The sequence below is a fragment of the Vreelandella maris genome, from assembly GCF_013371085.1.
GTDB classification, from domain to species: Bacteria; Pseudomonadota; Gammaproteobacteria; order Pseudomonadales; family Halomonadaceae; genus Vreelandella; species Vreelandella maris.
Genome location: NZ_JABWCV010000043.1, coordinates 1 through 18,946, shown reverse-complemented (window position 1 = coordinate 18,946; position 18,946 = coordinate 1). Strand labels below are relative to the sequence as shown.

Below are 18,946 nucleotides of genomic sequence, written 5' to 3'. Positions count from 1 at the left end.
ACCAGTTTGTGATCCAGAAGGATCCAGACACCTTCGCCGTTGTGGTGCTCGACAATGCCAGCATGCATCGCTCCAAGGCCTTTAGGCGCAAGAGGGTGGAGTGGATGTCGCAACGTGTGCACCTGATCTATCTGTCTGCCTACTCACCAGAGCTGAATCTGATAGAGATTCTGTGGCGGCAGATGAAGTACACCTGGCTGCCTTTGAGTGCCTATCTCTCGTTTGAACGTCTACGTGAAGAGGTACACCGCTTACTCGGTGGTTACGGAACTGATCACGCGATTAATTTTGAATAGGCACTTATAGCGATTCCTCACGGGAGCGGTGCCGCCGGACTGGTATCGCCAAAGCATCGTCGAACCAAGTCCTTCCCATGCGGTCAATATGGACTTCACCTCGCAACTGTACGAGCGCCTATTCAGACCCGGCGGATTATTCATACGGAGCCTAACCGAAAGGCTGGAAGTGCCAAATGACCTTTTCAGTAAGCCTCTATTAATATCCGTAACCATGTTTGCATTACCCTCTCTATGGTCGAGTCCTGTCAAAAAAGGAAACCTGCATCGCTTATACAAGCGTAAGGCCCTGGGCCGTGCTCAGAGCGAGGAAGTGCTGGATACACTGAAGCTATATGTCGAAGCCGGAAAGGTCTTAGGTGATCGTGATAGCGCCCAGGAGTGGCTGCACAGCGAGGTTCGAGCGCTGAATGGGTCTCAGCCCATCGATATTTTCGATAACTTCGCTGGCCGCGAAATGGTGAGGGATGTACTAGGCAAGATTGAGTTCGGGGAGTTCAGCTAATAATATTTTGGATGCGGGGAGGCAATCATCTCGCAAAGCCACATAAATGCCCTTAGCACTTACCAACACTAAGGGTACCCAAGTCAAGTTATATCGAATCACCTAAGTACGCTATTTGACCACCCTTTCTGGCCAGGGCGGAAGCTGCCGAGACGGTGGACGCTGGAACAAAACCGGCCATTCTTTACTGTATTTCGGCCTGTTAGCTGCGACCGTCATGCTCGAAATGGGGAACTACACCTCGAATCCCCGGCGGCGTTGCCAAAATCATGCACATCACCGCGCCAAGTAGTGACTTCTTCAGGCTACCGCCCTCGGTGAATACCACGAATAAAGCCCATCGTGAACGTAAGCATGGCCACCAAAGTGATGGGCAAAAAAATCCAGCAGCCCATGCCAGAAGCTGGGGTCTCTGCCACTCATAGGGCGTTTCTCTTTTCGTCTTGGGTTCATAGCGCACCTCTCGGGCGGGCTTCGTCAGTTAGTCGATGGAAATACCGCCAGCCGCTTCATAAACACTCAGCAGTTCATCTGTCGCCAGCTCCCGCTGGCCATAGCCAGCATCTGGGACGCTTGCCCAGATGCACCGACACGCATGAATCGCTTCTTTGATGCGGCCATAATGGATTAGGGAAAATGCCTTGCATTAGCGTATTAGTTGAATAGCTCCTAGAATCAGTATTGAGACTGACTATTGCTGACGAAGGCCACTACACTCACCGTACTATAAGACTCTAGGGCAAATAACCAGACTCTAAGGCATGAATGCATATTTCCGGGCAAAGCGTCGCGCCGGGTAATTGGCGAGAATTAGCTTTGAATGTTCGTGCATAAAAACAAGAGCTCGCCATGTATATGCAAAAAAGTATTGCCGAAGCCACCGTCGGTCATATCGGAAGTCGTCAGGCTCGAGTCGAGGATGCAGCTCTGCTTCAAGGCCAAGGTCGCTACGCTGACGACATGGCGACACCACCAGGGACCCTGCAAGCCGCTGTTGTCCGTTCTCCCCATGCCCACGCCCGTATCCGTTCGGTGGATGCCTCACGCGCTCTGACTATGAAAGGCGTACATGGCGTGCTCACTGGCGATGACGTCAAGCGCTGGTCTAACCCGTTTCCGGTGGGCGTCAGAGCACCTATGGAGCATTGGCCTCTGGCTGTTGACAAGGTGCGCTACGTTGGCGAACCAGTCTGCGTAGTGATTGCCGACGACCGCTACCTAGCCGAGGATGCTCTGGATGCCGTTCAGGTCGAATACGAGCCGCTGACACCGATCATCGACCCCGAAGCGGCCACCCTAAATGATGCGCCGATTCTGCACGAAGGTGTAGGCAGCAACGTGGTAAACGAACGCAACTTCCGCTACGGCGACCCGGAGCGGGCTTTCGCCGAAGCGCCACACCGCATTACACTGAAGGTTCAGTACCCGCGAAACTCCTGCACGCCGATTGAATGCTACGTGGTACTGGCGCAGTACCTGCCAGCCTCGGAAACCTATGATGTGATGGCCAATTTCCAGGGCCCCTACGCGCTGCACTCGGTAATGTGCAGGGCACTCAACGTGCCGGCCAACCGCCTGCGCCTGCGTACCCCGCCGGATTCCGGTGGCAGCTTCGGCATCAAGCAGGGGGTGTTCCCCTATGTGGTGCTGATGGGCTTGGCCTCGCGCAAGGTCGGTGCTCCGGTGAAGTGGGTGGAGGATCGCCTCGAGCATCTACAGGCCTCTTCCAGCGCCACCAACCGCGTCTGCGAAATCGAGGCCGCCGTGGAAGCCAATGGCCGCGTCACGGCCCTGCGCTACGACCAGATTGATGATTGTGGCGCTTACCTACGGGCCCCTGAACCAGCCACCTTCTACCGCATGCACGGCAATCTCAGTGGCGCTTACACCATCCGAAACCTGGCGGTGCGCAACCGGGTGGTGCTCACCAACAAAATGCCTACCGGGCTGAACCGCGGATTCGGGGGCGGTCAGGTCTATTTCGCCCTTGAGCGGCTGATGCAACACGTCGCTGCAGAACTCGGCCTCGACCCGCTCGAGGTCATCCAGCGCAACCTGGTTCCCGCTGGCGTGTTCCCTTACCGCGCAGCAGCGGGCGCACTGCTCGATTCCGGCGACTATCCTGCTGCTGTGGAACTGGCGCGCCGTAAAGGCAATCTCGACGAGCTCCTACAGCGCCGTGACCAGGCCCGTGCCGAGGGACGTTTGTATGGCATCGGCTATGCCGCTGTGGTGGAACCCTCAATCTCCAACATGGGCTACATCACCGTCGCCATGACGCCCGAAGAGCGTCAGAAGGCTGGACCGAAGAATGGAGCAGTGAGCACTGCCACAGTCAGTGTCGACCCGCTCGGCAGCGTGACCGCTCACGTGTCCTCGACACCGCAAGGCCAGGGCCATCAAACAGTGGTGGCGCAGATCATTAGCGAGTTACTAGGTGTGAAGCTGGAAAGCATCAGCGTGAATGTCGAGCTGGACACCGGCAAGGACGCCTGGTCGATAGCCTCCGGCAACTACTCGAGCCGCTTCTCCGGCGCCGTAGCCGGGTCGGTGTATAACGCCACCTTGAAGATCCGTGAACGCATGGCCACCATCGCCGCGGACATGTGGCAGGTATCCTCCACTGACGTCCGCTTCGCCGACGGCAAGATCTTCGTAGAGAACGGCCCTAGCCAGCCCTTTCATCGTGTGGCTGGCACCACCCATTGGTCACCGGGCCTGCTGCCGGAAGGCGAAACAGGCGGTCTGCGGGAAACTGCCTTCTGGACGCCTCCCCAACTCGAGGCGCCGAACGACCAGGACTGCATTAACAGCTCTCTGTGTTACGGCTTCATCCTCGATTTCTGCGGAGTAGAGATCGATCGTGTCACCGGTCAGGTACGCATCGACAAGTACGTCACTACCCACGACGCCGGGCGCATTCTCAATCCAATGCTGGTCGAGGGACAAATCCTCGGTGCCTATTCCCAGGCGCTGGGCGTGGCGCTAATGGAAGAGTTTGCCTACGGAGAGGACGGCAGCTTCCTTTCTGGCACCCTTGCCGACTACCTGATCCCGACCGCACCGGAGGTAGTCGACCCGGTAATCCTGCACATGGAAACTCCCTCGCCCTTCACCCCGCTGGGGGCTAAGGGTGTCGGTGAAGGCAACAACATGAGCACTCCGGTGTGCATCGCCAATGCCGTAGCCGATGCGCTAGGCCGCTCTGACATCAAGCTTCCTCTGACGCCGTCGCGGGTTCGCTCAATGATCGGCATCGACGAGCCGGCGGCGCCAGAAGGTCTTGTCATGGATGCACCGAAGGTAGCCGGCGGTTCGGCCCTGCAGGCTAACGACTTGGTTGAGATTCCCGCGCCGCCGCAGCAGGTATTCGACGCCATCCTCGACCCCGAAACGCTGAAGGCCATCATCCCGGGTTGCCACGCCTTGGAACTGGAAAGCGAAAACCATTACCGGGCCGACGTCACCGTCGGCGTGGGCATGATCCGCGCGCGCTTCGCCGCACGGGTCGCCCTGACCGACCTCGATCCACCGCACTCGCTACGTCTGTCCGGCTCCGGCAACAGCCCTATGGGCTCGGCTACCGGCAGCGCAAAGATCAATCTGGTGGCGCTGGAGAACGGGAATACACGGTTGGAGTACGCCTATGAGGCCGCAGTGACCGGTAAGGTCGCCGCCGTCGGCGGGCGCATGTTGCAGAGCGCCTCGCGCGTAATCATTGGCCAAATATTCACCCGTCTGGCCCAGCGGCTTTCCGGCAAGCCTATCGACACCAGCCTGTGGCAGCGCCTGCGCGCCCTGCTCGGCATGGGAGGTACGAAATGAAACCCGCCGTATTCGACTACGTCCGCGCGGCCAACAAGCGCGAGGCCCTGCAGCAGCTTACAGAGCACGGTGAGCAGGCCCGGATCATTGCCGGCGGCCAGTCGCTGATGGCCGTTCTGAACATGCGCCTAGCCCAGCCGAAGGTGCTGATCGACATCAATCAGGCCAGCGATCTGCATTATCTGAAGGTGGAAAACAACTGCCTTAAGGTCGGTGCGGCGGTGCGTCAGGTCGAACTGCTCGACCGTACAAGCTTAGTCGATGAAGTCCCCCTGCTGGCCCAGGCGATGCCTTGGATCGGCCACTTCCAGACGCGCAATCGCGGCACCGTGTGCGGCTCGGTCGCGCATGCCGACCCGAGCGCCGAAATTCCGCTGTGTCTGGTCACTTTGGGCGGCACTGTAGTACTCGAATCGCTCAAGGGCAAGCGCCGCGAGGTTCCCGCCGCCGAGTTCTTCCAAGGCGTGCTAACCACTGAGAAGCGGCCGGACGAAATGGTCGTGGAAGTCCAATTTCCACTGCGTGAGGCCGACGTGATCTACCGCTTCCACGAGGTCGCCATGCGCCACGGTGACTTCGCCCTGGTGGCGCTCGCCGCCTGTATCCGCCAAGGCGAGGTGGACCTGGGTGTCGGCGGCGTCGCCGACCGGCCAACGTTGCGCCGCCTGCCCTTGGGGGCAGAACTGAAGGATTCACTCAATACCCTGGCCTGGTCGCTTGGCGCCCAAGACGACGTGCACGCCAGCGCACCCTACCGCCGCCAGTTGGTACGGGAACTGGGCCAACAACTGATCGAGGACAACGACCATGCACGTGCGAGCTGATCAGCGCTTCCCCATACAGATAGAACTCAACGGCCGTCAACGCGAAGGGCTCGCCGAGCCACGCATGCAGCTGTGTGATTTCCTGCGACACGAATTGGGCACCACCGGCGTGCATGTCGGTTGCGAACACGGCGTCTGCGGCGCCTGCACCGTGCTGGTCGATGGCGTTGCCTCACGCTCCTGCCTAATGCTCGCCGTGCAGGCCCACGAGCGCCGGATCGACACGGTGGAGTCGCTGTCACGCGACAACATCATGAACGACCTGCAGCAGGCCTTCAGCCGCCATCACGCCCTGCAGTGCGGCTTCTGCACCGCGGGCATCTTGATGTCCTGCGTGGAATTCCTCGAGCGCGTCCCGAGCCCGGACGAAACCCAAGTTCGCGACATGCTCTCCGGGCATCTGTGCCGCTGCACCGGCTACACCGGCATGGTCCGGGCGGTGCTAGAAGTGGCGCAGCAACGACAAGAAACACTTGTGGAGAACAACAACGATGTTTGACCTTGGACGCAGCTTTCTCGCCGCGGTCGAGCGGCGCCCCAATGCCATAGCGATCAGCGACGGCGACCTGAAGAAGAGCTACGAGGCTTGGTTCAGCGACATCCAGCGTGCCGCGCACGGCCTCGAAAGGCTCGGCCTGAAAAAAGGTGACCACCTCGTGGCGGTGATGCAGAACCGCTGGCAGATGGCGACCCTGCACTGGGCCTGCCAGTTCAGCGGTATCATAATGACCCCGCTCAACTGGCGCTCCTCCGCCGACGAACTCGCTTGGTGCACCAATGACGCCGAAGCGCGTGTGGTTATCCATGACGATTCAGCCCAAGAAGCCGTTGCCGGTTGCGGCAGGAGCACCTGGCAGTGCGTCAGTGTTGGCCAGCCGGGCAACGATAGCGCGATCAGCTTCGAAGAACTGTGCGCCGAAACGCCGAGCGAAATCATCCTGCGTGCCGGTCCCGAGGACTGGTCGTTGATGCTCTACACCTCCGGCACCACCAGCCGGCCTAAGGGCGTGCCGCGCCGCCACCGCGCCGAGCGCGCCGCCGCGGTCGCCCACGTAGCGCAGAACATGTACGGCCAAGAGGAATGCACCCTCGGCGTGATGCCGCTCTACCACACCATGGGCGTGCGTTCGCTACTGTCGATGGCATTGCTAGACGGGCATTTCGTCTGCGTGCCAAAGTTCGATGTGGAAGCCACGCTGGACGCCATCGAGCGCGAGAAGATCACCAACCTGTACTTGGTGCCGACGCTCTACCACATGCTGATTGAACATTCGGCCTTCAGCCCCGAGCGGGTAGCCAGCGTCACCAAGCTAGGTTTCGCCGGAGCGGCCATGAGCGATGGGCTGCTGCAACGTGTCGAGGCCGCGTTCAAGCCGGAGCTGTTCGTCAACCACTATGGCAGCTCGGAAATCTACACCTTCACCATCGACCAGAAGGCCAGCGCCAAGCCTGGCTCGTCTGGCCGCAGCGCGCTGAACCAACGCATTCGCGTGGTGGCGCTGGGCAGCGAGTCGCCGGACGACCTCTGCAAGTACAACGAGGAAGGCCAGATCATCGCCGACCTGTCCAGCGACGAGGCCTTCGAAGGCTACTGGAAGCGGCCCGACGCCGATGCCAAGTCGATCCATGAGGGTTGGTACTTCACCAGCGATACTGGCTTCTTCGACGAGGACGGCGACCTGTTCGTGACTGGTCGTGTCGACGATCTGATCATTACCGGTGGCGAGAACGTCAGCCCGGCGGAGATCGAGAACGCCCTATCGCTGCACCCTGCGGTCGAGGAAGTCGCCGTGGTCGGCCTACCCGACGAACAATGGGGCAAGCTGGTCGTCGCCTTCATCAAGCTGCGTCATCCGATTACTGAGGAAGAGCTGGACGCCCACTGCGTATCCTCGGGTCTGGCGCGCTTCAAGCGCCCGCGCCGCTACGAATTCGTCGACCAGATCCCCAAGTCCCCGGTCGGCAAGATCTTGCGCCGCGTACTGGTGACCGATTACGGCCACCCCACTTCCGCCAACTAACACTATTGCTTTACACGAGGAAAGAACTTACATGAATACTCAGCAGATCGAACAATTCCTGAGCACTGAGTTCGACGGCTTCACCGTGGAACTGAACCTCGAGCACGAGCGCGGGGACATCATCCTCGGCCGCCCGCCGTTCAACGTCATCGCCATGAGCCAGCGTGACATCCTGCGCCAGGTCTTTGAAGCGTTTGATGCCCATTCCGGGATCCGGGTGATCGTGTTACGTGCCCAAGGCGAACACTTCTCCAGCGGCGGTGATATCAAAGGCTTTTTGGAGGCCTCGCCGGAGCACGTTTCTAAGCTGGCCTGGAACGTCGCCGCGCCGGAGCGCTGCACTAAGCCGGTGATCGTGGCCAACCGCGGCTACACCTTCGGCGTCGGCTTCGAGCTGTCGCTGGCCTGCGATTTTCGCATTGCGTCGGAAACCACCCGCTATGCTCTGCCCGAGCAAAACCTCGGCCAGATTCCTGGCTCTGGCGGCTCGGCTCGGCTACAAAAGATGATCGGCATCACCCGCACCAAGCACATCGTTATGCGCGCCAAGCGCATCACCGGCCAGCAGGGTTATGACTGGGGCTTCGTCACCGAGTGCGTGCCCGACGCAGATCTAGAAAGCACCGTCGATGCGATGGTCGATGAACTGCGCCGATTCTCGCCGCTCGCCCAGCGTACGGCGAAGAAACTGATCAACGACAACGAGGACGCATCACTAAAGGTCGCCATTGAGATGGAAGGCCACTGCTACAGCCGCCTGCGTAGCTCGGCGGACTTCAAGGAGGGCGTGGAGGCGTTCCACAGCAAGCGTCCGGCCGTATTCCGCGGCGAGTAATACCTATGTGACTGCGACGGTTGCACGTCTGGGCAACCGTCGACCTAGCACCTGATGGCGGGCTAAGCGCTAAGCGCCCTGCCACCGTATGCCAAACCGCCCTGGCTCTTATAAAACAATTAACTAGCGGAGCACACCCATGTCTAGCCCCGTCGCACCCGATGCAAACGCTTCCCATGCCGAACCAGTTACGAAGACCCCCTTGCGCCATGCATTCAACTCGAAGTCCATCAGTGCAGGTGTTGTCGCCGCGCTGTTCGGTTGCACTGGCCCTGCGCTGGTCATTATCAATGCCGCCGAAGCAGGGGGCCTGACCAATGGCCAGACGGTCGCCTGGCTGTTCGCCGTGTACGTGCTGGGCGGCCTGATCAGCCTTTTCATGGCGCTGCGTTATCGTCAGCCGATCTGCGGTGCCTACACCATTCCCGGCGCAGCGATCCTGGTCGGTTCGCTCAGTGTCATTCCCTTCAGCGAGGCTATCGGGGCCTTCATCATTAGCGGCCTGCTAGTGCTGATCCTCGGTGTCACCGGGTTGATCGGCCGGTTAATGCGCTGGCTACCGATGCCGATCGTGATGGCGATGATCGCCGGTGCGCTGATCCGCTTCGCCACCGGTGCGGTGGACTCGGTTGTCACCGCGCCCATCATCGCAGGAGCCGCGGCGCTGAGCTTCTTCCTCGTTACTCGGTTCGCCAAATCGGTACCACCGGTGCTGGTGGCTGGCGTTGTTGGGCTGGTCCTGGCCTTCGCCATGGGCCAACTGCAGCCGGCCGACGTGAATATCGGTTTCGTCATGCCGGCTTTCACCCTCCCTAGTTTCTCTCTGGACGCTTTCCTGGCTATCACCATCCCGCTGACGGCACTGGTGATTGGTGCAGAAAACGCTCAGGCGACCGGGGTGCTGATTACAGAGGGCTACCGCCCTCCGGTCAATGCAATGACGGTAATCAGTGGCATCGGAGGCATGCTCGCCGGGCTACTCGGCGGTCACAACGCTAACATTGCCGGCCCGATGACAGCCATATGCTCCTCTGAGCAGGCCGGTGAGGACCGCAACCTGCGTTATGGTGCAGCCTTGGTGAACGGTGCGCTGTTCGCGCTGTTCGGCTTATTCGCCGGGCTTGCCGTACCCTTCATCCTGGCTTTCCCCAAGGCGCTGATCGTCGTGATCGCTGGCCTGGCCATGCTGGGCGTACTGCTCGGCGCACTGCAGCAGGCCTTCCAAAAGGGCGGTTACTGCCAGATCGGCGCCTTTATTGCGCTAGCCGTGGCGATGAGTCAGTTCTCCTTCATGGGCATCAGCTCGCCGTTCTGGGCACTGCTATTTGGAGTTTTGGTGTCCGGGCTACTGGGCGAAATCAAGCGCTGATCGGATGTGACTACCGTGCCAATCGCACGGTAGTCACCTATAGCGGACTGTGATGAGGTGCATCAAAATTCGTTAATGGACAGGGCTTTACCGCTACTCCTAACTTGGTCTCAAGTCGACTAGGATGGCGGCCGCGCCCTGCAACGGCAGCGGCATTGCGGTGTCATTGCAATACGACAGGCTCCGGCCGACGTCTGCCAGCGTATCCCTTGTTGCCAGTCCTTACACAGCAGGCGATCTTCGTCGCCGAGGTACAGGTATGAAAAAGTTTGCCCCGCCTCCCTAGGGGCTGTTGACGTTTCACGAGAGGGACGTTGTTGAATAAGAGCAGACCCGCAGAATTGAGGTTCTCACACCGACACTCTGCGAGTTTGCAATGCCCCGATTGATGCTCAATGACGAGCTCTGGTCGAAGCTGGAGAAAATTCTGGTTCAACAGGCTACTGACGAATCCCTAAGTACCTAATACACTGTAGTTATCTCAGTGCCACGGTTTGTCCAGCGAGTATGTTGCCAGAGAAAGCTGAAGAGTACCGTCGAATCATGGCCGTGAAGTGGATCAACCAGGGGATGACTCAACAGGAAGCTGCCAAACGGTTGGAGGTCACCCAGGGCGCAGTCAGCCAATGGGTGGCACGGGCCCGGCAAGGTGGCGAGGAAGCCCAGAAGACACAGCCCCGCTCCGGGCGGCCAACATCGCTGTCTGATGAGAAGATTTCTCAGGTGTTGACTGTGCTGGAGACGTTGGGGCCTGATGGCTTGGCTATGAGGACCAGCGCTGGACGATACAGCGCATTGCCGACTCGGTAGACCGGCTGACGGGCGTTCGCTACAGCCAGACGCATATGGGGCGGCTTCTTAAGCGGTGGGGATGGTCCTGGCAGAAGCCCAAACGACAGGATATCCGCCGCGACGAAGCCGCTATCGAACACTGGCGAGACGTGATCTGGCCGGAATTAAAAAAACAGGCCCAGGAGCAGAAGAAAACCCTGATCTTCGTGGATGAGTCGAGCTTCCACCTCTGCTCGCATCACCGGAAGACCTTTGCTCCTGTGGGCAGAACCCCTGCCGTCAAAGGCAAGCGAGGGCAGTCGCCTCGCCACATGGTAATGGGCGCCGTATCATTTCAGGGACGATCCTATTACAGTTGGACGCAGGGAACCGTCACCGGGGCTACCATCGTCACCTTCCTGAAAACACTACTCCGGTACTGGCGCGGCAAGCTGCGAGTCATCTGGGACAATGCCCCGGTTCATCGCTGCCGAGAAGTTCGTGAGTGGCTGTGCCACCCCGACGTTCAGGCACGTCTGAGTTTGGAGCCGCTGCCGCCTTATGCGCCTGAGCTGAATCCAACGGAGTCCTTATGGAGTTGGATAAAACGCAAACGGGCGAACTTGACGTTCAAGGATGCACTGGGCTTAGGGCAATGGCTTAAACGTACGACATCGTGGATAAAGCGACGTCGTGATCATGTCAGGAAACTGCTGAAAGCCTCACCCGTTCATTAAAAACTAATGGTGAAATCAGTATCTACCGCAAGCCTGATCTGCGGATGACGGTAGAAGGCATCCTCTACCGGATGCGCGTGGGCTGCCCATGGCGGGACCTGCCCCGTGCATTCGGGTGTTGGAACTCGGTCTACAAGCGCTTCAATGCCTGGTCGGCGGCAGGCAAGCTACTCAGGGTATTCAACGCCCTGATTGAAGAGCCTGACTTCGAGTGGATGTTCGTCGATGGGACTTATATCAAGGCTCACCAGAACAGTGCCGGCGCTGCCAGTAGACAGCCTGAGGCCATCGGCAAGAGCCGGGCGGGCCACACGAGCAAGATCCATCTGGCGGTTGATGCCTATGGATTACCTGTGGCTTTCAGGCTGACGGGAGGCAACATCAACGACAGTACCGAAGCCCCCGGTCTGATAGCCCAACTGCCTTCTGGCGAGGCGATTGTGGCTGATAAGGGCTATGACAGTGAACGCATCCGTGAGCAGATCGAGGACCAGGGGGCCCGTCCGGTAATCCCGAGGAAACGTAACTCGATCAAAGGCAATGCCGACCTAGACAAAGGGCTGTATCGCTACCGACATCTGATCGAGAACGCCTTTGCGCGGTTAAAGCACTACCGCGCAGTGGCGTTCCGCTATGACAAGCTGAAGCGGAATTACGAGAGCATGGTAGCCATGGCGTGTGGTTACCTCTGGCTACCCATGTGAAACGTCAACAGGCCCTAGTGGCATTCGTCTAGGCCAGTTTCCAGATCTACATTGGTTTATGGCACCCCGCTGGACCTGATAGTAGCCGTGCCTATACACGTTATGTTTGGCGTAGCGCCAGTCGCTACTGACCCGGCACGTTCTCCAGTGCAGTATGAGTGCCAAAGGCAACTGTTACACCAACGCCTGCGCCGAGAGCTTCTTCTACAGCCTCAAGGTCGAGGCGATCCATGGCAAGCGATTCGAGACCCGAGAGGCCATGCGGCGGCAGGTGTTCGAGTACATCGAGATGGACTACAACCGGCAGCGCCGGCACAGTGCGATTGGGATGATCAGCCCTGAGGCCTTCGAGGCCCGAATGATCGCTTAAATCGGTGTCCACCAATGCTGGGTAAGATCAAACAGTACCAGGAGCAAGGTTGCCAGCAGCGAGTATGCCCTCTTCGCGCGAACGGTTGCCGTTGGCTTCGGGCAGGACGTGTTCACCGGCGCGGATAGGTGGTAGCCCTAAGCGCTCGCTTGCCTTGCGGCAGGGGCACTTAGGGCTGACCGGTTCTTAACAAGTCAGTAAGCTACTTTTTCTGCTCTTGCTTGATGCTCTTTACTGATCAGCTTGCTAAGCAGCTTTCTTACTTTTACAGGGGCAACATCGTTGCTCATTAATACGGGGCTGAGACTGAAAAAGTCGGTGGTCTTCATCTCCGCATGTACTGCCTCGATAATCGGCACGTCCTCATCCTCGAAGGCCGCATGCATTGCCTTGATCTTCTGCTCGTTATATTCGCCATCATCCTCACGATGATTGCGCCTTGTGGCGAAGAAGTAGTGCGTGCGATCGGCGCTTTCCGGCGTGACGGTGTGAAGATCGTACTGCGCGGTGCAGCCATCCAGATCAAGACTGGCCTCCGCATCCTGGGTGGCGCCGACAGAAAGTTGGATGTTACCTGGCGGTGTCCAGGTGATGTTGAAAAAGTGCCGCGCCTCACCGTCCGGGTCGGGTAGGAACTGGTTAAAAATCAGCATGGCCGGGGCCTGTGTCCACTCCCAGCGCGCCATCACCGAACGTTCGTCGTCCGTGACCTTAGGGACCAGAGGTGTCAGCTGGCCACGAGTGGTGATAATTTCGCCATGGACGTGATCAATATGGCTGAGGTCCATCACATTATCGGTGATGAGCTGATAGTTGCCGTTGACCGGCATAAGTGTAACCAACGCTATTGGGATGACCGCTTACTAGCTCGCCGCATTCCGGAACCCGACCAAAGTCGGCCGGCTCATCGCCCATCCAGATCCACAGGAAGCCGTCACGCTCGACCAGCGGGAAGCTACGTACTTGGGCAGCTTTAGGAATCAGGCCATTGCCATGCGGATTGTGATTACATTTTCCGGCGCAATCGAAGGGCGGTTACAAGTTCCAAGCGAAACACTATTGAAGTGTGTCTGGTCCAGCGACTGATTTCTTGAGAACGTCCGCGTAAGCCTCAAGCGGCGTCCGCCAACCCAGTGTCTTGCGTGGCCTTGTGTTCAGCGAATCAGCAATCGCATCGAGTTCATCCTGGCTGTATACCGAGAGATCAGTACCCTTCGGCAGGTACTGCCATGCCATAGTAGGTATTCTCGTTGGAGCTGCGCTGCCACGGGCTGTGCGGGTCTGCAAAATAGATCGCAGTGCCGGTCCGCTGGGTAATTTCGGTGTGCTTCACCATCTCTCTGCCCTGATCGTAGGTCATGGAGAGGCGCAGGGATCGCGGTATCTCATTCAGCTTGTCGCTGAACCCGGTAGCAGCGGCCGTGGCGGTAGTGCCGTCCAGCTTCGCCAGGAGCACCAACCGGGTGGTGCGCTCCACCAGCGTGCCGACGGCGGATCGGTTGTTGGCACCCATGATCAGAGCACCCTCCCAGTGGCCGGGCATCAGGCGATCCTCGATCTCGGGCGGTCGCAGGTGGATACTGACCAGATCAGGAATCTGACCGCGTCGATCCTTGCTACGGCTGCGTGGCCGGCGTTTACCGTTGCTCTGCCTCAGGCAAGCGATAAGCTCTTTCTTGAGGCTGCCGCGGGGCATCACATAGAGCGCGTTGTAGATGGCCTCGTGAGAGGCCTGGCGCTGAGCATCGTCAGGAAACATGCCCTTCAGTGTGCGGGCTATTTGCTGAGGAGACCTGTACTTGCGCAGCAGATAGGCCACCAGCTCGAATAGCTCCCCGTCGGGATGTAGCTTGGGGCGCCGACGAGGCCGATGACGTACCAGCCGTGCCCGATAGCCCGCCAGGCTGCACTGGTCATTGAGACCGCCGCCAGACCGTACATACCGCTGTGGCTATTCGAGCTAGGTAATGTTCAAAGGGTCAGACTCTAAGGCAAATATCAATACTTATAACCAAGAACCCATAGTCCTAAACAAGGCACTGTGAGCCGGTGGGCACTATTCTGTTCTTGTAGTTGAAGCTAACTTTCATTACGGTGAATAAAAACAAGTAATTGTTTTCAGCTATCAAGAATAAAGATTGTTGGTAGCTGAAATATAAGGAGGGGTTTATGCTAGATACTAAAAGTGTTGAAAAGTATGCCGGGTGGAATAAAATATTTATCAATGGGGAATGGAAAGAAGGATCAAGCGCCAAGAGGTGTGAGGTAACAAATCCTTACAATAGTAGTATCATCGCTACTTTAAATTATGCCAGTAAAAAAGATATAGCAGAGGCTTACGAGAAGGCACAGACAGCTCAGAGGAGCTGGAGTGATACAAGCCCATACGAGCGTGTCACTCTTCTAGAAAATGTGGCTAGCTTGCTAGAAGCAAAGAAAGACGAGCTTGTTGAATTGCTGGTCAGTGAATCAGGTAGTTCAAAGTTAAAGGCAAGTGTTGAAGTCGATTGTTCTATTGCAGATGTAAAAGAATCAGCAAAATATCCGCTACAAATGGAAGGAAAAGTACGCGCTTCTTCTGTCCCTGGGAAAGAGAATCACATTTACCGTGACCCAGTGGGGGTGATAGGAGCAATCACGCCATGGAACTGGCCTCTTTATTTGACAGTCCGTGTAATTGCTCCCGCTATTGCTACAGGGAATAGTGTCGTTCTCAAACCTGATGCGCAAACGCCAATTTCAGGTGGGTTGATGATCGCAAAAATTTTTGAAGAGGCCGGTTTGCCTGATGGTGTTTTAAATGTAGTGGTGGCCGACCTTGAAGAAATAGAAGATTATTTCGTTGAGCACCCTATTCCTGAAGTTATCTCTTTCACAGGGTCAACTAATGCAGGAAGACATGTTGGCGCTGTAGCAGTGAAAAATCTCAAGAAGCCTGCGCTTGAGCTAGGCGGTAACAATGCGTTCATAGTACTTGACGATGCCAATATTGATCAAGCTGTATCTGCGGCAGCTTTCGGGAAATACATGCATTCAGGACAAATCTGTATTGCGATTAACCGTATTATTGTAGATAGAAAGGTTTATGAGCCTTTTGTAGAAAAGTTCAAGGAAGCTACGGCTAGAATAAAAGCAGGAGACCCTTCAAATGATGATACGGTTATTGGGCCGTTAATTAACCGTAATCAGGTAGATAGAGCCTTGGAGTTAATAGAAGAGAGCATCAGAGAAGGAGCAAATTTGGTTAAGAGAGGTGAGGTGAGCGGAAACGTCATGGAGCCGTTTATTCTCTCGGATGTGACCAATGACATGGCGGTTGCGAAAAATGAAATTTTTTCCCCTGTTGCCGTTATAATTCCAGTGGATAGTGAGGAAGAGGCGATCGAGGTTGCTAATGGGACACCCTTTGGCCTAAGCGGCGCAGTTTTCTCTGCTTCCTTGGAAAGAGGCCTAACCATTGCGAGAAAAATAAAAACAGGAATGATCCATGTCAATGATCAGACAATAAACGTAGAACCTAACGTTCCCTTTGGTGGAGAGAAGTATTCAGGCTTAGGGCGCTATTGTGGTGAGTGGGCTATTGAAGAGTTTACTACAGTTAAGTGGGTATCTGTTCAGAAGAAATTTCGTCAGTATCCTTTTTCTTGAGGGGGCATACACAAGTATTTGAACGGATTTTCAAAAGCTAAAATTTTTCTCTCCTAATCGGCCGCAACCGCAGCATCAGCTGGTTTGTGGCCGATATTAATTTTTGCATCCTAGCTTCATGACGCACCTAACGGCCAAACAAAACCACGGTCTTTATCATCGAGAGATAAGGTGATGATGCTTCCCCTTGTCCGCTGGCGCCTTACCCAGTGATAAATACTGGGCGACACGTTGGTGAAGCCTTCGCCATCGGGACCAGTGCAGCGCATCTTCCAGCCGTCTTCGTCGCTGGGCAATGGGGGTGAGGCACAGCCATTGCCGCATTTCGGCCAAGGAGAGCACGACCGGCCTTACCCACCCAGGCTCAGCAACAGGCTTTTTTTCAGCTGGCGCCGGCGCAACGTGACTAGCAGGGCATAGACCGCCATCACCAGCGTGATATGGCGATACCAGCCTCACTAGGTCCGCACCTCATATTGATCCAGCCCCAGTTGCGATTTGCTTTCTTGGAAGCAGCGCTCGATATTCCACCGGGCCCCGGCCGCCAGAGCGAGGTCGTCGAGTGACGTACCGCAGGGCACGAAGGTGAAATAAGCGGTCATTTCCTGTCCGGTGTCCAGGGAACGACGTACCAGCAACCCACGCTGCCATCCCTCGGAAGGGCCCAGATTCACCGGCAGATAGATCCAGTCATACTCCCGGGGTCCCTGGCTACCCGCCCCAGCGCTGAACCGGGTCCAGCCGGCGTCCCCGGGCAGGGCTTCCAGCAGGACGCCCACTTTACGTTGTTCCAGCCCCTGCCAGACATGCGCCTTGCGGCTGACCGCCATCACATAGCCCTGACCGCGCTCCTCCAGCGTCCAGCGCAACCGAAAGGACTCGCCATAAACGGCATCTCCCGTCACCCAGCGGGCGTGACGCCGCTATCAAGTGCCCGGACCAGCATCTCCCGGGCCAACTCCATCTTGGGCTTGTGACTCACGTCCTCCGGATGCCCGCCTGGCGGCAGCGTTCACGGTCCTCCGCCCAACCCCGGGGCAGAACAGAGCGCGATCCATCAATCCCTGTCCCCAGTAACTGGCATAGCCGAGGAGCACGCCAATCTGGCAGTTCTCGATCCGGCCGGGGGGTTCACATGGGAACCCTCGGTGCTGGCATCGTCCCCTCCAGGGGGCAAAGGCAAAAGGAGGGAAGGGTACGCCGTATAAGTCCAGATTGTTACAGCGAGTTAGGTGAGATGCCGGGAACGTGACCGATGATCCCGGCATTGGAGCCGTGCCACTTCATCACTCACCCCCGTACCGGAATCTTAGCTGTCTACAGGCGCTATCCATGAGGGCCCGCTTCGCGCCAGTCACGTAAACGGTGCCTGCAGGCCTCGCCCGAGCCACAGCCCATCTCATTGGGCAGCAACCCTAAGAAATGCCCGAACTCTGGGAGCTGGCAAAACAATAATAGCTTTTTTCTATAAATCATAGTCACTTTAAATTTATAAACATGCTTCCGTTCAGCTATTTTCTTAACACAAGCCTAGTATCTTTAGGCTTGGCATGATAGCCATAGAGAGAATTTAATCTATGGGGCGGAAACTAATATTAGTGTAAGTGTCACAAGAATAACCTCAGGAGAAAGAGATGACGCCAGAAAATAAGGGTGTTAATTGCGAAAACTGGGTGAAAACCTTTTCTAAGGCTTCAAACAGTGATCCAGAGATTGAGGCGCATGGTAAGCATTTCACATGCTCATATCTTCTTGACATGGAACAGCATCAGTTTGTCGTAGAGGTTTATAAAGGAAAGGTTGTAGATATAACGGTAGACCCCGGCCCTCTAGATGTTAGATATCAGTTTGCAATCCGAGCCAGTGCTGAAACTTGGGGGGAGTTTGGAAAGCCTGTTCCTAAGCCTATGTATCATGGTATTTGGTCTGCTACTTTTCGACGCGATATGAAGATAGAAGGCGATGTTTTAGTTCTTATGCAAAATCTGCGGTGCTTTACTCGCCAAGTGATTTTGCTTAGAACCACAGGCACCCCAGTTTGAATCTAGTATAAGAAAAAGGAAAAGGAGGTTTTTCATGAACAATGATTATTCCGTTACCGGTCGCTATGTAAAAGTTAGTGTTGATGGCTTGGACTATAAGGTTTTCTATCTGGAGAGTGGCCAAGGGAAGCCTCTGGTCTGCCAGCATACAGCAGGTTGCCATAACCACCAGTGGCGTGACCTTCTGGAGGACGAAAGCATAACATCAAATTATAAGGTGATTGCTTACGACCTTCCCAGACATGGGAAGTCGGACCCTCCCGAAAATACAGAATGGTGGAAAGAAGAGTACAAGTTGACTGCTGACCACTTCTCTAATTTTATTGTCGCATTCTGCGATGCTCTAGAATTAGAGAAACCTATATTCATGGGTTGCTCTTTCGGGGGGAATGTTGCGCTCCAGCTTGCTCATCGCTTCCCCTCAAGGTTTGAGGCTATTATCCCTGTTGAAGGAGCTGATTACGCACCTGGCTTTTACTTGGATTGGTGGCATCATCCTCATGCTAACGCAGCGCAAGTATGTGGAAGCGGGGTATGGGATCTTATGGCTCCGCAATCTCCAGAGAAAGATATTTGGAAAACATGGTTCTACTACACGCAGGGTTCTGAAGCATTTAAAGGAGACCTTCATTTTTACTCTGTAGACCATGACCTCAGAGATAAACTTTCTGAGATTGATACATCTCAGTGCCCTTTGATTATGTTGACAGGGGAATATGATTACCTAACCACACCTGAAGATGGGCGTCGTACCGCTGAGCAAATAAAAGGAGCAAAGTTCATCGAGATGAAGGAAATTGGCCATTTTCCAATGAGCGAAAACTATCCTGTTTTCAAGGGTTATCTTCAACAAGCTCTTTCTTTGATAGCGGGATGATCTAGGTTCTGTCTGAAAAGTCATAAATGTTACGCTATCTCCGTTCATTGAGCAGGAGGGCGATATGACAGGCCGTTACGAGCTTTCTGATCAGCGTTGGCAGATGATCGAGGACATCGTTT

The 18,946-nt window shown here is 56.3% G+C and carries 18 protein-coding genes and 2 pseudogenes; 16 read left to right on the top strand and 4 right to left on the bottom strand.

The genetic code is table 11. The annotated features are described in order from the left end of the window. The 3 genes from HUO07_RS20645 to HUO07_RS22335 all read left to right on the top strand — a co-directional run. On the top strand, positions 1-296 hold a 296-nt coding region (locus tag HUO07_RS20645), incomplete at its 5' end, for a transposase (RefSeq protein WP_176305022.1). Positions 297-609: 313 nt separating this feature from the next. After that, positions 610-801: an antitoxin Xre/MbcA/ParS toxin-binding domain-containing protein gene (locus HUO07_RS20640; RefSeq protein ID WP_176305021.1), complete on the top strand. Its 192-nt coding sequence runs from the start codon at positions 610-612 to the stop codon at positions 799-801. Positions 802-916: 115 nt separating this feature from the next. After that, positions 917-1,093: an RES domain-containing protein gene (locus HUO07_RS22335; protein WP_422822711.1), complete on the top strand. Its 177-nt coding sequence runs from the start codon at positions 917-919 to the stop codon at positions 1,091-1,093. 8 nt (positions 1,094-1,101) lie between these two features. Here HUO07_RS22335 and HUO07_RS22095 read toward each other — a convergent pair whose 3' ends face one another. Next, a complete protein-coding gene (locus tag HUO07_RS22095) occupies positions 1,102-1,224 on the bottom strand; it encodes a hypothetical protein (RefSeq protein ID WP_281362684.1) in 123 nt (40 codons plus the stop codon). A 426-nt stretch (positions 1,225-1,650) separates the two neighbouring features. On the opposite strand from HUO07_RS22095, the gene HUO07_RS20635 reads away from it, so the two are divergent. The 10 genes and pseudogenes from HUO07_RS20635 to HUO07_RS20590 all read left to right on the top strand — a co-directional run. After that, positions 1,651-4,626, top strand: a complete 2,976-nt coding sequence (locus HUO07_RS20635; protein WP_176305020.1) for a xanthine dehydrogenase family protein molybdopterin-binding subunit — start codon at positions 1,651-1,653, stop codon at positions 4,624-4,626. Then, on the top strand, positions 4,623-5,450 hold the full coding sequence (locus HUO07_RS20630; protein ID WP_176305019.1) for an FAD binding domain-containing protein: 828 nt from the start codon (positions 4,623-4,625) through the stop codon (positions 5,448-5,450). Before HUO07_RS20635 ends, HUO07_RS20630 begins: the two co-directional genes overlap by 4 nt. Beyond that, on the top strand, positions 5,434-5,949 hold the full coding sequence (locus tag HUO07_RS20625; RefSeq protein WP_176305018.1) for a (2Fe-2S)-binding protein: 516 nt from the start codon (positions 5,434-5,436) through the stop codon (positions 5,947-5,949). Before HUO07_RS20630 ends, HUO07_RS20625 begins: the two co-directional genes overlap by 17 nt. Beyond that, positions 5,942-7,471, top strand: a complete 1,530-nt coding sequence (locus HUO07_RS20620; protein ID WP_176305017.1) for an AMP-binding protein — start codon at positions 5,942-5,944, stop codon at positions 7,469-7,471. The genes HUO07_RS20625 and HUO07_RS20620 overlap by 8 nt, the downstream gene beginning before the upstream one ends. Before the next feature lie 31 nt (positions 7,472-7,502). Continuing rightward, complete coding sequence (locus tag HUO07_RS20615) at positions 7,503-8,306, top strand: enoyl-CoA hydratase/isomerase family protein (protein ID WP_176305016.1); 804 nt, start codon at positions 7,503-7,505, stop codon at positions 8,304-8,306. Positions 8,307-8,445: 139 nt separating this feature from the next. Beyond that, positions 8,446-9,675 carry a benzoate/H(+) symporter BenE family transporter gene (locus HUO07_RS20610; RefSeq protein ID WP_176305015.1) on the top strand — a complete coding sequence of 410 codons (1,230 nt, stop codon included), beginning with the start codon at positions 8,446-8,448 and terminating at the stop codon, positions 9,673-9,675. 507 nt (positions 9,676-10,182) lie between these two features. Then, entirely contained in the window at positions 10,183-10,485 is a 303-nt protein-coding gene (locus HUO07_RS20605; protein WP_281362683.1) for a helix-turn-helix domain-containing protein, read from the top strand. After that, entirely contained in the window at positions 10,461-11,183 is a 723-nt protein-coding gene (locus HUO07_RS20600; RefSeq protein ID WP_176305024.1) for an IS630 family transposase, read from the top strand. The genes HUO07_RS20605 and HUO07_RS20600 overlap by 25 nt, the downstream gene beginning before the upstream one ends. Before the next feature lie 14 nt (positions 11,184-11,197). Then, the gene (locus HUO07_RS20595; RefSeq protein ID WP_176305023.1) at positions 11,198-11,887 is read left to right on the top strand and encodes an IS5 family transposase; all 690 of its coding nucleotides are present in this window, start codon (positions 11,198-11,200) and stop codon (positions 11,885-11,887) included. A gap of 118 nt (positions 11,888-12,005) precedes the next feature. Then, positions 12,006-12,257 (top strand): annotated as a pseudogene (locus tag HUO07_RS20590) (IS3 family transposase); the annotation flags it as partial. 194 nt (positions 12,258-12,451) lie between these two features. On the opposite strand, the gene HUO07_RS20585 reads toward HUO07_RS20590, so the two are convergent. Together HUO07_RS20585 and HUO07_RS20580 are read right to left on the bottom strand one after the other, a co-directional pair. Next, complete coding sequence (locus tag HUO07_RS20585) at positions 12,452-13,087, bottom strand: hypothetical protein (protein ID WP_176305013.1); 636 nt, start codon at positions 13,085-13,087, stop codon at positions 12,452-12,454. A 226-nt stretch (positions 13,088-13,313) separates the two neighbouring features. Beyond that, a pseudogene (locus tag HUO07_RS20580) lies at positions 13,314-14,163 on the bottom strand (IS30 family transposase); the annotation flags it as partial. Positions 14,164-14,426: 263 nt separating this feature from the next. On the opposite strand from HUO07_RS20580, the gene HUO07_RS20575 reads away from it, so the two are divergent. Next, on the top strand, positions 14,427-15,905 hold the full coding sequence (locus HUO07_RS20575) for an aldehyde dehydrogenase family protein (protein WP_176305012.1): 1,479 nt from the start codon (positions 14,427-14,429) through the stop codon (positions 15,903-15,905). 458 nt (positions 15,906-16,363) lie between these two features. On the opposite strand, the gene HUO07_RS21620 is transcribed toward HUO07_RS20575, so the two are convergent. Beyond that, positions 16,364-16,774 (bottom strand): hypothetical protein, encoded by a 411-nt coding sequence (locus tag HUO07_RS21620; protein WP_217908988.1) that lies wholly within the window; start codon positions 16,772-16,774, stop codon positions 16,364-16,366. Between the two features lie 765 nt (positions 16,775-17,539). Here HUO07_RS21620 and HUO07_RS20565 point away from each other — a divergent pair. Both HUO07_RS20565 and HUO07_RS20560 read left to right on the top strand, forming a co-directional pair. Then, a complete protein-coding gene (locus tag HUO07_RS20565; RefSeq protein WP_176305011.1) occupies positions 17,540-17,947 on the top strand; it encodes a hypothetical protein in 408 nt (135 codons plus the stop codon). Positions 17,948-17,981: 34 nt separating this feature from the next. After that, the gene (locus HUO07_RS20560) at positions 17,982-18,824 is read left to right on the top strand and encodes an alpha/beta fold hydrolase (RefSeq protein ID WP_087721094.1); all 843 of its coding nucleotides are present in this window, start codon (positions 17,982-17,984) and stop codon (positions 18,822-18,824) included. Positions 18,825-18,946: the final 122 nt, after the last annotated feature.